15 protein-coding genes are annotated in these 13340 nt (G+C 73.7%); 7 read left to right on the top strand and 8 right to left on the bottom strand.

Annotated elements, in window-relative coordinates; genetic code table 11:
• Positions 1–90: 90 nt before the first annotated feature.
• The 3 genes from AB0917_RS15150 to AB0917_RS15140 are packed head-to-tail and all read right to left on the bottom strand — an operon-like array spanning position 91 to position 3330.
• On the bottom strand, positions 91–684 hold the full coding sequence (locus AB0917_RS15150) for a TetR/AcrR family transcriptional regulator (protein ID WP_366819974.1): 594 nt from the start codon (positions 682–684) through the stop codon (positions 91–93).
• 49 nt (positions 685–733) lie between these two features.
• Positions 734–2560, bottom strand: a complete 1827-nt coding sequence (locus tag AB0917_RS15145) for an AMP-binding protein (protein ID WP_366819973.1) — start codon at positions 2558–2560, stop codon at positions 734–736.
• Positions 2557–3330 carry an SDR family oxidoreductase gene (locus AB0917_RS15140; protein ID WP_366819972.1) on the bottom strand — a complete coding sequence of 258 codons (774 nt, stop codon included), beginning with the start codon at positions 3328–3330 and terminating at the stop codon, positions 2557–2559. Before AB0917_RS15140 ends, AB0917_RS15145 begins: the two co-directional genes overlap by 4 nt.
• Before the next feature lie 219 nt (positions 3331–3549).
• On the opposite strand from AB0917_RS15140, the gene AB0917_RS15135 reads away from it, so the two are divergent.
• On the top strand, positions 3550–4821 hold the full coding sequence (locus tag AB0917_RS15135) for a DUF1343 domain-containing protein (protein ID WP_366819971.1): 1272 nt from the start codon (positions 3550–3552) through the stop codon (positions 4819–4821).
• Positions 4822–4912: 91 nt separating this feature from the next.
• On the opposite strand, the gene AB0917_RS15130 is transcribed toward AB0917_RS15135, so the two are convergent.
• The gene (locus AB0917_RS15130; protein ID WP_366819970.1) at positions 4913–5392 is read right to left on the bottom strand and encodes a GNAT family N-acetyltransferase; all 480 of its coding nucleotides are present in this window, start codon (positions 5390–5392) and stop codon (positions 4913–4915) included.
• 278 nt (positions 5393–5670) lie between these two features.
• Between AB0917_RS15130 and AB0917_RS15125 the strand changes: the two genes are divergently transcribed.
• Both AB0917_RS15125 and AB0917_RS15120 read left to right on the top strand, forming a co-directional pair.
• Positions 5671–6294 (top strand): hypothetical protein, encoded by a 624-nt coding sequence (locus tag AB0917_RS15125; RefSeq protein ID WP_366819969.1) that lies wholly within the window; start codon positions 5671–5673, stop codon positions 6292–6294.
• 76 nt (positions 6295–6370) lie between these two features.
• Positions 6371–7138, top strand: a complete 768-nt coding sequence (locus AB0917_RS15120; RefSeq protein WP_366819968.1) for a 3-keto-5-aminohexanoate cleavage protein — start codon at positions 6371–6373, stop codon at positions 7136–7138.
• Positions 7139–7193: 55 nt separating this feature from the next.
• Here the strand turns inward: AB0917_RS15120 and soxR are convergent, their stop codons facing one another.
• Complete coding sequence (soxR, locus tag AB0917_RS15115; RefSeq protein WP_366819967.1) at positions 7194–7682, bottom strand: redox-sensitive transcriptional activator SoxR; 489 nt, start codon at positions 7680–7682, stop codon at positions 7194–7196.
• Between the two features lie 133 nt (positions 7683–7815).
• Between soxR and AB0917_RS15110 the strand changes: the two genes are divergently transcribed.
• Positions 7816–8277: a MaoC family dehydratase gene (locus AB0917_RS15110; protein ID WP_366819966.1), complete on the top strand. Its 462-nt coding sequence runs from the start codon at positions 7816–7818 to the stop codon at positions 8275–8277.
• Positions 8278–8314: 37 nt separating this feature from the next.
• On the opposite strand, the gene AB0917_RS15105 is transcribed toward AB0917_RS15110, so the two are convergent.
• The 3 genes from AB0917_RS15105 to AB0917_RS15095 form a co-directional block, all read right to left on the bottom strand.
• Positions 8315–8944, bottom strand: a complete 630-nt coding sequence (locus AB0917_RS15105; protein WP_366819965.1) for a TetR/AcrR family transcriptional regulator — start codon at positions 8942–8944, stop codon at positions 8315–8317.
• A 100-nt stretch (positions 8945–9044) separates the two neighbouring features.
• The gene (locus AB0917_RS15100) at positions 9045–9335 is read right to left on the bottom strand and encodes a YiaA/YiaB family inner membrane protein (RefSeq protein WP_366819964.1); all 291 of its coding nucleotides are present in this window, start codon (positions 9333–9335) and stop codon (positions 9045–9047) included.
• A 106-nt stretch (positions 9336–9441) separates the two neighbouring features.
• A complete protein-coding gene (locus AB0917_RS15095; protein WP_366819963.1) occupies positions 9442–10593 on the bottom strand; it encodes an acyl-CoA dehydrogenase family protein in 1152 nt (383 codons plus the stop codon).
• Positions 10594–10670: 77 nt separating this feature from the next.
• Between AB0917_RS15095 and AB0917_RS15090 the strand changes: the two genes are divergently transcribed.
• From AB0917_RS15090 to AB0917_RS15080, 3 genes are all read left to right on the top strand, one after another.
• Positions 10671–11360: a TetR/AcrR family transcriptional regulator gene (locus tag AB0917_RS15090; protein WP_366819962.1), complete on the top strand. Its 690-nt coding sequence runs from the start codon at positions 10671–10673 to the stop codon at positions 11358–11360.
• Between the two features lie 14 nt (positions 11361–11374).
• On the top strand, positions 11375–12139 hold the full coding sequence (locus tag AB0917_RS15085) for a helix-turn-helix domain-containing protein (protein WP_366819961.1): 765 nt from the start codon (positions 11375–11377) through the stop codon (positions 12137–12139).
• Positions 12140–12309: 170 nt separating this feature from the next.
• Entirely contained in the window at positions 12310–13293 is a 984-nt protein-coding gene (locus AB0917_RS15080) for a DMT family transporter (protein ID WP_366819960.1), read from the top strand.
• Positions 13294–13340 lie beyond the last annotated feature (47 nt).

The following is a 13340-nucleotide window of genomic DNA, read 5'->3' as shown; positions in this document are numbered from 1 at the left end:
CGTCAAGAGCGGAAACCGGACGTGTCCGTTCTATTAACGAACACCGTGCCGCGTTTGGAACGCGGGGAAATGACCGTCCCCGAAGGGGAGTTACGGGCGCAGGGCCCGCAGCAGCAGGTCCGCGAGGTGGTCGGCGACCTGCTGGCGGCTGAGCGGGCCGTCCGGGCGGTACCAGGTGGAGAGGTGGTGGACCGAGCCGAAGTGGTAGTCGACCACCAGGTCGGCGGGGGTGGCGGTGGAGAAGACCCCGCTGCGCTGCCCCTCCTCGATCAGCGCCCGGAACCGCTCGTGGTAGCGGCGGCGCTCCACCCGTACCTGCTTGTTCTTCTCCGGGCTCAGGTGGTGCATGGAGCGGAAGAAGATCGCGGCGTCGTCCAGGTTGTCGATGGTCGTGACGACCACGTCGGCCGCCGCGTCGCGCAGCCGCTGCTCGACGGGGGCCTCGGCGTCCGCGAAGGCGTCCAGCCGCTCCTGCTGGAGCCGCAGCACCCGGGCGTAGACCTCCTGGAGCAGGTCCTCCTTGGAGCCGAAGTAGTGGTAGAGCGCCCCCTTGGTGACGCCCGCCGCCTCGACGATCTCCTGGACCGAGGTGCGGTCGTACCCGCGCTCGGCGAAGAGCCGGGTGGCGGCGGCCAGCAGCCTCTGGGGGACGGGAGTGCCGTTCTGCTCCGTCGCCTTGGCCATGAGCCGCCACCTGCCTTTCATACCGTGCGTTCGCTGTTTCGACGCGGTTCTAACGGGAGGAACGCAGTTCCCGCCTGAGGATCTTCCCACTCGCCGTCTTCGGCAGCTCGGCCAGGATCTCCACCTCGCGCGGATACTTGTACGCGGCGAGCCTTTCCTCGCAGTACGTCCCCAGCTCGCCCGGTTCGACGGATGTGCCCGGACGCAGGCTGACATAGGCCCGTACCGTCTCCCCCCGGTACGGGTCGGGCACGCCCACGACGGCCGCCTCGCGCACCGCCGGGTGGGTGTACAGGACGTCCTCCACCTCGCGGGGCCAGACCTTGAACCCGGAGGCGTTGATCATGTCCTTCTTGCGGTCGACGACGTAGAGCCAGCCCGCCGGGTCCATGAACCCGATGTCGCCGGTGCGCAGCTCACCGTCCGGGAAGGCGGCCTCGGTGGCCTCGGGGAGGTTCCAGTAGCCGGAGACGACCTGGGGGCCGCGCACGGCGATCTCGCCCTGCTCCCCGAAGGGCACCTCCCGCCCCGCCTCGTCGAGGATCCGTACGACGGTGTCGGAGCCGGGCACGCCCACGGAGAGGGTGCCGGAGACCGGGTCCACGGGCGCCTCTCGGTCGGGCGGGACCGAGGCGCAGGGGGCGGTGCACTCGGTGAGTCCGTAGCCGTTGCGGATGTACGGGCCGAAGCCGGCGCGGAACTTCTCCACCAGCGCGGGCGGCAGCGGGGCGCCGCCGGAGGAGATCACCTGGAAGGAGGCGAAGTGGTCCGGGGTGGCGTCGGGGTGGGCGGCCAGGGCCATGAAGGCGGTGGAGGGGCCGACGGTGTAGGCGGGGCGGTGGGTGGCGAAGGCCTCGAGGACGACGCCCGCCTCGAAGCGGTGGGCCAGGACCAGGGTGCCCGCGTTGGCGACGCAGGCGGCGAGCTGGCAGACCATGCCGGTGATGTGGAAGAGCGGGGCGAGCGCGAAGTAGACGGAGCCCCCGGCCAGGGGATGCCCGGCGCGCTGCCGTTCGGCGTTGACCATGATGTTGGCGTGGGAGTTCATGGCGCCCTTGGGGGTGCCGCTGGTCCCGGAGGTGTAGCTGATCAACGCCGTGTCCTCGGCGGTGACCGTCCGGCCGCCGGGGGGTGCGTGGCCGGCGCGGGCGACGGTCAGCAGGTCGTCGGGGCCGGGGGCGGGGAGCCGTTCGAAGCCGAGGACGCGGGGGTCGTTCACGGACTGGAGGTCCAGCTCGCAGGCGGTCAGCGCGATGGTGAGTTCCGGGGCGGCGGCCGCGGTCTCCCGCAGATACACGGCCCAGGCCCGGTCCGAGCAGATCAGCGCGGTGACCCCGGCGTCCGCGAGGACGTGGCCGACCTCGCCGGACTTGTACATCGGGTTGAGCGGTACGACGGTGGCCCCGGCCTTCCACGCGCCGAGGAGCGCGAGGACGAAGTGCGGGCTGTTCTGGAGCATGATCGCGACCCGGTCGCCGCGCCGCAGGCCCCGGGAGGCGAGGTGCCCGGCGACCGAGTCGGAGAGCGCGTCGGTCTCGCGGTAGCTGAGCCGCCCGTCGAAGTAGGCGAGGGCCGGGCGGCTGTCGGGGGCCCGCTCCACCGCGTCCCGGAAGGCGTGCAGCACGGTGGCGGCCGGGTGCAGTTCGGCGCGCTGGGCGTCGCTGAGGAGGGCGAGCCAGGGCTTGGCCGCGTAGCGGGAGCCGTTGGGGGGCGGGACGGCGGCGGGCTCGCCGGCGGGGGGCGGCGAGGCGGCGGTGGGCTCGCGGGGCGGAGCCGCGTCGGCGTGGAGCTTGCCGACCGGGGCCGGGGAGGCACCGGCCGGGTCGCCGGGGGCCGGGGTGTCGCGGGCCGGGTCGCCGGGGGCCGGGGCGTTCATGCGCCGCTCGCCTCCCACTTCTGCTGGAGGCGGTTCATGTTGCCCATCCATCGGTCGGGGTCCTCGGCGCGGGCCCGGTAGTACCCGGCCACCTCGGGGTGCGGCAGGACCAGGAAGCGGTCGGCCTCCATCGCGTCGAACAGCGCGTCGGCGACGGCGTCCGGCTCGATGGCCCCGGGGGCGAGCACCAGCTCGCCGGCCGAACCCGCGGCGGTGAGCATATCCGTACGCACACCCTGCGGGCAGATCGCGTGCACCTTGACGCCGCGGTGGCGGTAGGTGAGCGAGAGCCACTCGGCGAAGGCGACCGCCCCGTGCTTGGTGACGCTGTACGGGGCCGCGCCGATCATCGTCAGCAGCCCGGCGGCGGACGCGGTGGTGACGAAGCGTCCGCCGCCGCGCTCCAGCCACTGCGGCAGCAGGGCCCTGGCCGCCCGGACGTGGGCCATCACGTTGACGTCCCAGGCGGCGGTCCAGACCTCCTCGTCGGCGAACACGTCACCGGGCGAGGCGAGTCCGGCGTTGGCGCAGTAGACGTCCACCGTGCCGCCCAGCGCGTCGCGGGCGGCCTCCACGATGTCCGAGGCGTCCCCGGCGACCGCGGTCCCGCCGATCTCCTCCGCCAGCGGTTCGACGCGCGCGAGGTCGAGATCGTTGACGACGACCCGCGCCCCCCGCTCCGCGAACCTGCGGGCCAGAGCGGCGCCGATGCCGCCTCCGGCCCCGGTGACCACTACGCCGGCGCCTCGCACCGTATCCGCCGTACCCATCGTCGTCCCGCCTTCCGTACGCCTGCTCTCCGGCCCGCCCCCAGCGGCAGACTAACCGGTCGGTATGTCATCGGGGAAGGGTCGGGAAGGGCCCCGGCGCAGGTCGGTGAGGGGGCGGCCCCGTTCGGCGAATCGGCGCGGCCCGGGTCGTTCCGTGCGGCCCGCGGCCGCGCTAGCGTGCGTGGTCATGACAGTCGGCGCGATCGTGGAGGTAGCGGAATGAGCCTGTCCCGACGTGGTTTGCTGGCCGCCGGAGGCGCCGTGGGAGCGGTCGCGGCGACGGCGGCCGGTACCGGTGGAGCCGCCGCCTCCGTCCGCGGCCCCGGGCACGGGCGCGGCCGGGTCCGTACCGGCTTCGACCGGCTGGCGGCCGAGGGCTACCGGCTGCTGCGGGGCCAGAAGGTCGGCGTCGTCACCAACCCGACCGGTGTCACCGCCGACGTACGGCACATCGTCGACGTGATGCACCCGGACTCCCGGGTGGAGCTGACCGCCGTCTTCGGGCCAGAGCACGGCTTCCGGGGCACCGCGCAGGCGGGCGGCTCGGAGGGGCGCTACGACGATCCGGTGACGGGGCTGCCGGTCTACGACACGTACCTCACCAGCGGGCAGCCGCTCGCGGACATCTTCACCGCGTCGGGCGTGGACACGGTCGTCTTCGACATCCAGGACGCGGGCGCGCGCTTCTACACGTACATCTGGACGCTGTACGACTGCATGGAGGCGGCGGCGCTCGCGGGCAAGCGCCTGGTGGTGCTGGACCGGCCGAACCCGGTGAGCGGGCGGGCGGCGCTGGGGCCGGTGCTGGACCCGGCGTTCGCGACGTTCGTCGGCCGCCGGGAGATCGCCCAGGCGCACGGGATGACGGTGGCGGAGCTGGCGCTGTTCTTCAACGCGGAGTTCCTGCACGAGAATCCGGTACGGCTGGAGGTGGTGACGATGTCGGGGTGGCGGCGGTCGGACTTCTTCGACGACACCGGGCTGCCGTGGGTGCCGCCGAGCCCGAACATGCCGACGCCCGAGACGGCCCTCGTCTACTCCGGCACCTGCCTCTTCGAGGGCACGAACCTCTCCGAGGGCCGGGGCACCACGCGGCCCTTCGAGCTGCTGGGCGCGGAGGGCGTCGACCACCGCTGGGCCGCCGCGGCGAACGCGCTGCGGCTGCCGGGGGTCGCCTTCCGGGAGGCGTACTTCGCGCCGACGTTCTCCAAGTTCGAGGGGACGACGGTCGGCGGGGTCCAGGTGCACGTCCAGGACCGGGAGGCCTTCGACCCGGTCCGCACCGGCATCGCCCTGCTGGTGACGGCGAAGCGGACGTGGAGCGGGTTCGCCTGGCGCCCGGACAACTGGATCGACAAGCTCACCGGGAACACCCGGGTCCGCACGATGATCGACGCGGGGGCGGACACGGACGCGGTGGTGGACGCGTGGCGGGCGGACCTGACGGCGTTCCGCGCGAAGCGGCGGAGGTATCTGCGGTACGGGGGGTAGTGCGGGCGGGGCGGGAGCGGGGCGTCGAGCCCTTCGGGGCGGGTGGCAGCGGGGCGCCGGGCCTTCGCGCGGGCGCCCGGCCCGCCGGGGTTCAGTCCCCGAGCTCCAGGTCGCCGAGGTACTCGCCGTCGCCGGTCAGGCCCCGCTTGCGGTAGCCGAGCCGGAGGTAGAACTCCTCGGGGCCGCCCTCGCCGGGGTGCCAGGTCACCGTCGAGAGCCTTCCGCCACGCCGGCGGATCTCCTCGTTCACCGCGCCCACCGCGAACCGCCCGTACCCCCGGCCCTGCTCCCCGGCGGCGACGGCGAGCCGCCAGAGACCGGAGCGCGGCGCGGCGCCCGGCAGGTCGTCGTAGGCGAACGGGACGTCGAAGAAGGCCATCACGAAGCCCACGACGCGGTCGCCGTCGCGGATCAGCCGGGGCCAGGCGGTGTCGGGGTGCACATAGGCCTCGGCCAGGGACTGCGCCACCGGTGCGACGAACTTCCGCTGCTCGGGCGCGACTTCCAGCCGACAGGCGGCGAGCACCGTGTCGGGCGTGACCTTTTCCAGGCGGGGGGAGACTGCTGTCATGGGGGCACTCAACCGCACCCGTCGAAGGCGCTGCCACCGCATTTCCCCGGTCGGCCGTCGGATGCGCAGGGCTCTCCGGCCACCGCCCCGCCACCGGGCCCCGCACGTCCGCGCTCCCCTTCACCACCCGTCCGTGCGCCGGTCCACCTCCGTCGGTGACTCCCCTCCGACGTGGAAAGTCTCAGCCAATGGACGGTTTCCACCTTTCGATGGAGCCGAAACGGGCAGGCGTACGTCCACTCCTTGACGCCGAAGGACGAACGACGGAGGTGGCAGACATGGCCGGTTTCCGGAGTCTTGCGAGACAGGTCCGCGATCCGCGGGGCGATCTGGCCCTGCGGCGGTACTCGCTGCGCAAGTGCCTGGAGAGGTTCGCCCCGTACGGCCACCGGGCGACCTGGGACCATCTGTGCGCCCGGCACGGGATCGATCCCGAGGACCGGGCGCCCGATCCGGCGCGCCTGCTGGGCGCCCTGGAGGAGCTGGAGGAGGCACGGGCCATCTGGCTCGCGTACGAGGCGGGGTTCGCCGAGCGGCGGAGGCGCGAGAAGCACGAGGGCCTGCGGCGGCCCGGCGCCTTCGACGACTGGCACCGCCGGACGTGGGGCGGCCACGGGGTGGCCCGCTGCGCGGACCCGGAGGTCCACCCCAGCGAGCCGCTCGCCGAGGTGCTGCGCCGGCTGATCGCGGCGCTCGGCTCGGGCCCCGGCTCCGCCTGCCCGGTCTGTGCGGCCACGGGGATCGAGTGGCGGCAGGAGCGGGAGCGCGGGCACGAGCCGTGGTCGGGTCCGGTGTGCACGGCGTGCGGGATCGCGGTGCCGCGGCCGGTGCTGACGGACCACACGCTGGCCAGGGCCCGGCTGGTACGGCACCGGAGGCCCGCCGCGGCGGCAGCGGCGTAGGACGTTTCCGGGGCCCGCCGCCTTGGGGGCCGCTGGTCCCGGGCCCGTTGTCAGTGGCGGATGCCACCATCGGGACATGATCCAGGTCTGCCTGAACGGCCGGCGTGGTGCGGAGGCTTCGGCCGCCGTGCCCCTGTCCCCCGAAGCGCTGGCCCGGTCGGCGGCCGAAGCCGTCGCCGCCGGTGCCGCCGACATCCATGTGCATCCGCGGACCCCCTGCGGGCAGGACACGCTCTCGCCCCGGGTGGTGGCCGCGACGCTGACGGCGATACGGGCGGCGGTGCGCGTCCCGGTCGGGGTGACGACGGGCGCCTGGGCGGAGCCCGATCCGGCGCGCCGGGTGGAGCGGGTGCGGGAGTGGACGGTGCTGCCCGACCACGCCTCGGTCAACTGGCACGAGCCGGGCGCCGAGGAGCTGGCCGCCGCCCTGCTGGAGCGGGGCGTGGGCGTGGAGGCCGGGATCTGGTCGGGCACGGAGGGGCACCGCCTCTTCCGCCGCTCCCCCTTGGCACCCCGGGTCCTGCGGGTGCTGGCCGAGGTCACCGACACGGACCCGGCGACGGCGACCGGCACGGCCCGGCTGCTCCTCGCCGAGGTGGGCACCGCCCACGGCCGCCCGGTGCTGCTGCACGGGGAGGACGGCGGCGCGTGGCCGGTGGCGGCGCTGGCCTTCCGGCTCGGCCTGGCGACGCGGATCGGCGCGGAGGACGTGACGGTGCTGCCGGACGGCCGCCCCGCCCGCTCGAACGCGGAGTTGGTGGACGCGGCGGTGCGGTTGCGGCGAGAGACGTCCGGGGCCGGGCGGCCCTCGGACCGGGACATACGGCCGGTGCGGAGAACCTAGGCGGGCGCGGGGGGACGTACGGCCGGCACGGCAGGGCGCGTGACCGGCCCCCGGGTCAGCCGTTCCCCTCCCCCGCCGCCGGGCCCTGCTTGCGCTCGGGCATCAGGCGCGAGCCGGTGATCCGTTCGCCGGAGATGTCGTCGGGGTTGGACAGCACACAGTTCTCCAGCGACAGGCACCCGCAGCCGATGCAGTCGGTGAGGTGGTCGCGCAGCCGGTGCAACTGCTTGATCCGCTCGTCCAGTTCCTGGCGCCAGGCCTCGGAGAGACGGGCCCAGTCCTCCCGGTTCGGGGTGCGCTCCTCGGGCAGGGAGGCGAGCGCGTCCCGGATCGTCGCCAGCGGGATGCCGACGCGCTGCGCCGCCCGCACGAAGGCGACACGGCGCAGGGCGTCGCGCGAGTAGCGGCGCTGGTTGCCGCTGGTGCGGCGGCTGCTGATCAGGCCCTTGGACTCGTAGAAGTGCAGGGCGGAGACCGCGGCGCCGCTGCGCGCCGAGAGCTGGCCGACCGAGAGTTCGTTGAGTGTCTGTGGGATCTGTGGCACTCCTCAGACCCTACTGCTCCCGCCACGGAACCGGCCTCCGTCGTTGACAGGAACGCACCGCACCACGATGCTGAGCAAGCGCTTAGACATCGCGCCGGAAGGCGCGGAGAGCCGGAAGGCAGGGAACCGGAACATGGCAGAGCCGAAGATCTTCACGTCCGTACAGGAGCTGCGCGAGGGAGTGGGGGAGCAGCTCGGGCACAGCGACTGGCTGGAGGTCGACCAGAAGCGGATCGACGGGTTCGCCGACGCGACCGGTGACCACCAGTGGATCCATGTGGATCCGGAGCGCGCGGCGGACGGGCCGTTCGGTACCACCATCGCGCACGGCTATCTGACGCTCTCGCTGCTGCCCGCGCTGGTGCCGCAGGTGATGCGGGTCGAGGGCGTGAAGATGGGCATCAACTACGGGACCGACAAGGTCCGTTTCCCCTCCACCGTCCCGGTCGGCTCACGGCTGCGGGCCACCGCGGTGCTCACCAAGGTCGAGGAGGCCGGGGGCGGCGTGCAGGTCACCGCGCTCGTCACGGTCGAGCGCGAGGGCGGCGAGAAGCCCGCCTGCGTGGCCGAGTCGGTGTCGCGCTACTACTTCTGAGGCGCGCCACCCCTCCTGAGGCGCGCCGCGCAGAGCCCTACGGCTGCGGCGGGGCTCCGACCATCCGCAGGACGAGGTCGGCGTAGAGCGCGCCGACCTCGTCGGGCGTGCGGCTGCCCTGGGCGTTGAACCAGCGCGCCACGTCGATGCAGAGGGAGAGGACCGCGAGCGTGGTGCCGGGGACGTCGGGGACGTCGAACTCCCCCGCCCGCACCCCCTCGCTGATGATCCGGCGCACCACCGCGTCGCTCCTGCGGCGCAGTTCGACGATCTCGGTGCGGTGCTCGGGGGCGAGGGCGTCCAGCTCGTACTGGACGACGCGCGCGGTGGTGTGGCGCTCGGCGTGCCAGCGGACGAAGGACCGTACGGCTCCGGCGAGCCGCTCGGCGGCGGCGCCGTCCCGGTCGGCCTCGGCCTGAAGGACGTACAGCGCCCGGTCGTGGCCGATCTTGCTGATCCGGTGGAGCAGCTCTTCCTTCGTCTTGTAGTGGATGTAGAGGGCGGCCGGGCTCATCCCGGCCCGGCCGGCGATGTCGCGGGTGGTGGTCGCGTGGTACCCGCGCTCGGCGAAGGCGTCGACCGCGGCGACGAGGAGCCGCCTGGCCGCCTCGGGCGTGACCTCGCCCCAGGGAGCATCGTCGCCGCTCGTCTCCTCCGCCGTACTCATCGCCCAGGGCCCCTCTCCGTCAACAGGACGAACACCATACCCCGAACCTGAGCAAGCGCTTAGGGGATGTCCACCGGCGGCGACGGGTCCTGGTGCCGGATCAGAGCTTCTGGAAGGGGTCGTGCTCGGCGAGGATCTTGTCCAGCCGGGCCTGGTCGACCCGGCTGACGATCTGCCCGGCCTCCTGGCGGTCCCTGATCACCTTGGCCAGCGTGAAGCAGGACGTGACGAGGTAGAGCACCCCGATGGCGAGGAAGCCCCGCACCCAGGCGTCGGCGTCGAGGAAGAAGATACCGAGGGCCACCGCGCCCATCGCCACCAGGAAGGAGGCGACGGCCTGGCCGTAGAAGGCGGCGGTGCTCTGCTGCTTGACCGATGTCGTGTCACTCATGGGTTCAGCATCCGCCGACGTGGCGTGCGCCACATCCGCGCCCGTACTCAGGCGCGTACTCAGACACCCGTACGAACCGGGTGCCGGCGGGGCGGGATGACACCCGTCAGAACGCCGAGACACCCGTCAGCGCGCGGCCGATGATGAGCTTCTGGATCTGGCTGGTGCCCTCGTAGAGGGTCATCACGCGGGCGTCGCGGAGCAGCTTGCCGACCGGGTACTCGTCGATGTAGCCGTAGCCGCCGAAGACCTGGATGGCGTTGTTGGCGCAGCGGACAGCGGCTTCGGAGGCGTACAGCTTGGCCTGGGAGGCGGCGGTGGCGAACTCCTGGCCCCGGTCGACGAGATCGGCGACCCGCCAGGTGAGCAGCCGGGCCGCCTCGACGTCCACGGATATGTCGCTGAGCAGCTCCTGGACGAGCTGGTGTCCGGCGATGCCCTTGCCGAACTGCTCGCGCTCACCGGCGTACCGCACGGACGCGTCCAGGGCGGCCTGGGCGATGCCCACGCAGCCCGCCGCGACCGACATCCTGCCCTTGGCGAGGGCCGACATGGCGACGGAGAAGCCCTTGCCCTCGGGGCCGAGGAGGGCGGTGGCCGGTACGCGGACGTCCTGGAGGACCAGTTCGGCGGTGGCCTGGCCGCGCAGGCCGAGCTTGCCGTGGACGGTGCGGCGGGTGAGGCCGGGGGCGTCGGCCGGGACGAGGAAGGCGGAGACGCCGCGGTGGCCGGGGGCGTCGTTCGTGCGGGCGAAGAGCAGCACCACATCGGCCCAGGTGCCGTTGGTGATGAACATCTTGGTGCCGTCGATGACGTAGTCACCGCCGTCGCGTACGGCCCTGGTGGCGAGGTTCCCGGCGTCCGAGCCGGTGCCGGGCTCGGTGAGGCCGAAGCAGCCGATCGCCTCGCCCGAGGTGAGCCCCGGCAGCCACTGCCGCTTCTGCTCCTCGCTCCCCCAGGAGGCGATCGTCTTGGCGACCAGGCCGAGCGAGACGGAGACGATGCCGCGCACGGAGGAGTCACCGCGGCCGAGCTCCTCGGTGACCAGGCAGTACGCGAGGTGGTCGCCGCCCGATCCGCCGTACTCCTCGGGGATCGTGAGGCCGAGGAAGCCGAGCGCGCCGAGCTTCTTCACGATCGACCTGTCGACATTCTCGGCCCGGTCCCACGCGACGACGTGCGGTGCGACCTCACGGGCCACGAACTCCTCGGCCAGCCGCCGGACGGCTTCCTGCTCCTGACTGAGCTCCAGGTCCATCGCGCACCACCCCACCTCTCGCACAACACTTAATTAGCACTGCTAGTTTCTGGTTCGCAGCGCCTACTATGAGCCGCATGGCCCGACCGCGCAAGCCCCTCCTCAGCAGAGACCGCATCGTCGAGGCGGCGAGCGCGCTCGTGGACGCCGAAGGGCTCGACGCGGTCTCCACGCGCCGGCTGGCGGCCGTCCTGGGGGTCAGCGGGCCCTCGCTCTACAACCACTTCCGCAACAAGGACGAGATCCTCGACGCGGTCGCCGACGCCGTCTCCGCACAGGTCGACCTGTCGATGTTCGAGGAGTCCGACCCCCGGGACTGGCGGGCGGCCCTGCACGACTGGGCGCTCTCCTACCGGGCCGCCCTCGCCGCGCACCCGCACATCGTCCCGGTCCTCGCCCGGGGCCCGGGGCGGCGCCCGGCGGGGCTGCGGGTGGCCGACGCGGTGTTCGGGGCGATGGTGGGGGCCGGGTGGCCGCCCGCGCAGGCGACCCGGATCGGGGCGCTGATGCGCTACTTCATCACCGGTTCGGCGCTGGGCTCCTTCGCCGGAGGCTTCGTCGACGACGAGAGCGCCTACGACCCCGCCGACTACCCGCACCTGGGCCAGGCGCACCTTCTGGCCGACCACCGGCGGCAGGTGGACGAGGGGGCCTTCGAGACGGGGCTGCGGGCGCTGCTGGACGGGCTGGCGCTCCAGTACGAGGAGTACGCGCGGCCGGCGGGCGGGGCCACGGCCACGATTCGGGCGGCGCCGAAACGTCCTTGACGCATCCTGGACCCATGGACCGTTCACCTCGCCCCACGGGCAGTTCGACGCGGGCCCGGCCGCACGACGCCGCCGCCCCGCGCCTCGCCGCGCTGGCCGCCCTGCTCGCGGACGGGACCCGTGCCTCCTTCTGCCTCGCCCTGCTCGACGGACGGGCCTGGACCGCCGGGGAGCTGGCCCGGTACGCCTCGGTCGCCCCCTCCACCGCCAGCGAGCACCTGGGGCGGCTGGTGGCGGGCGGGCTGCTCACCGAGGAGCGGCAGGGGCGGCACCGGTACGTACGGCTGGCCGACGAGCGGGTCGCGCACCTGGTGGAGGAGCTGGCCTCGCACGTGCTGCCCGGGGCGCCCGAGCCGCCGCGCACCCTGCGGGCGGCGAGCGTCAGCAGCGCGCTGGCCCGGGGGCGTACCTGCTACGACCATCTCGCCGGACGCCTCGGCATCCGGATCACCGAGGCGATGACCGTACGGGGGCTGCTGCGGCAGGACACCGGGTTCGCGCTGACCGGGGCGGGGCTCGACTGGTTCGGCGAGCTCGGCATCGCGCTGGACGGGGCCGGGCGGCGGCCGCTGGTGCGGGGGTGCCTGGACTGGACGGAGCGGCGGCCGCATCTCGCGGGGGCGGCGGGCGCGGCGCTGTGCGCGTATGTGCTGGAGGCGGGGTGGTGCGAGAGGTTCGGGTCGGGGAGGGCGGTGCGGGTGACGCCGCTGGGGGCGCGGGGCCTGTCGGAGGCGCTGGGGGTGGATGCCGGGGCGATCGGCGGCGCCGCCGAGGGCTGACGGGACGGGGCGACGCGCATGCGGCCCGCCCCGGCAGGGCTCTGGGCGCGGAAGCGGTGCTCGGGGCGCGGTGGCGTTCTCAGGCCGGGTGGGCCGGGTGGCGGTCCGTCGATTGACGGTCTCCCACAATTCGGTGGGGGCCGAACCGTTCGGGCCCTACGGTCGTGGCCATGACGACGACCCCGGCAGCCCCGGCCTCCTCCGCGCCCACCCGATCCTGGCGGGCCACCGCCGCCGCCTGCACCACCGTGGTCCTGTGGGCCTCCGCTTTCGTCTCCATCCGCAGCGCGGGCGAGGCCTACTCCCCCGGCGCGCTGGCCCTGGGGCGGCTCGTCTCCGGTGTCCTGGTGCTCGGGGCGATCCTGCTCGTACGCCGGGAGGGGCTCCCCGGACGGGGCGCCTGGCGCGGGATCGTCACATCCGGGGTGCTGTGGTTCGGGCTCTACATGGTGGCGCTCAACTGGGGCGAGCAGGAGGTCGACGCCGGGACGGCGGCGATGCTGGTGAACATCGGGCCGATCCTGATGGCGCTGATGGGTGCCCGGATGCTCGGCGAGGGGCTGCCGCGCCGCCTGCTGCTGGGGATGGGCATCTCGTTCTCCGGCGCGGTCGTCGTCGGCCTCGCGATGTCCGGGCACGGCAGCTCGTCCGTGCTGGGTGTGGCGCTCTGCCTGCTGGCCGCGGTGGCGTACGCGCTGGGTGTGGTGAGCCAGAAGCCGGCGCTCGCGTACGGCTCCTCGCTCCAGATCAACACCTTCGGCTGCCTGATCGGCGCCGTCGCCTGCCTGCCGTTCACCGGGGTGCTGATCTCCGAGGCGGGCGACGCGCCGATGTCCGCCACGCTGAACATGATCTACCTGGGCGTCTTCCCGACCGCCCTGGCCTTCACCACCTGGGGCTACGCGCTGGCCCGGACCACCGCGGGCCGGATGGGCGCCACCACGTACGCGGTCCCGGCGCTGGTGGTGCTCATGGCGTGGGTGCTGCTGGACGAGGTGCCGACCCTGCTCGGCGTCCTCGGCGGGCTGCTCTGCCTGGCAGGTGTGGCGGTCTCCCGGAGCCGCCGGCGGACGGCGGCGGCACCCGCGGATCCGGCCGGGCCGGTGGAGGGTGACCGGCAGGACGCCGAGCACCGGAGCGCACCGCGGACGTGACCTGCGCCAGGACTTCCCGGTGGTCCGGTGGCCCGGTGACGTCGACG

Source organism: Streptomyces sp. NPDC007346 (assembly GCF_040703535.1).
Taxonomy (GTDB): domain Bacteria; phylum Actinomycetota; class Actinomycetes; order Streptomycetales; family Streptomycetaceae; genus Streptomyces.
This window is presented reverse-complemented; position numbering and strand designations above follow the sequence as displayed.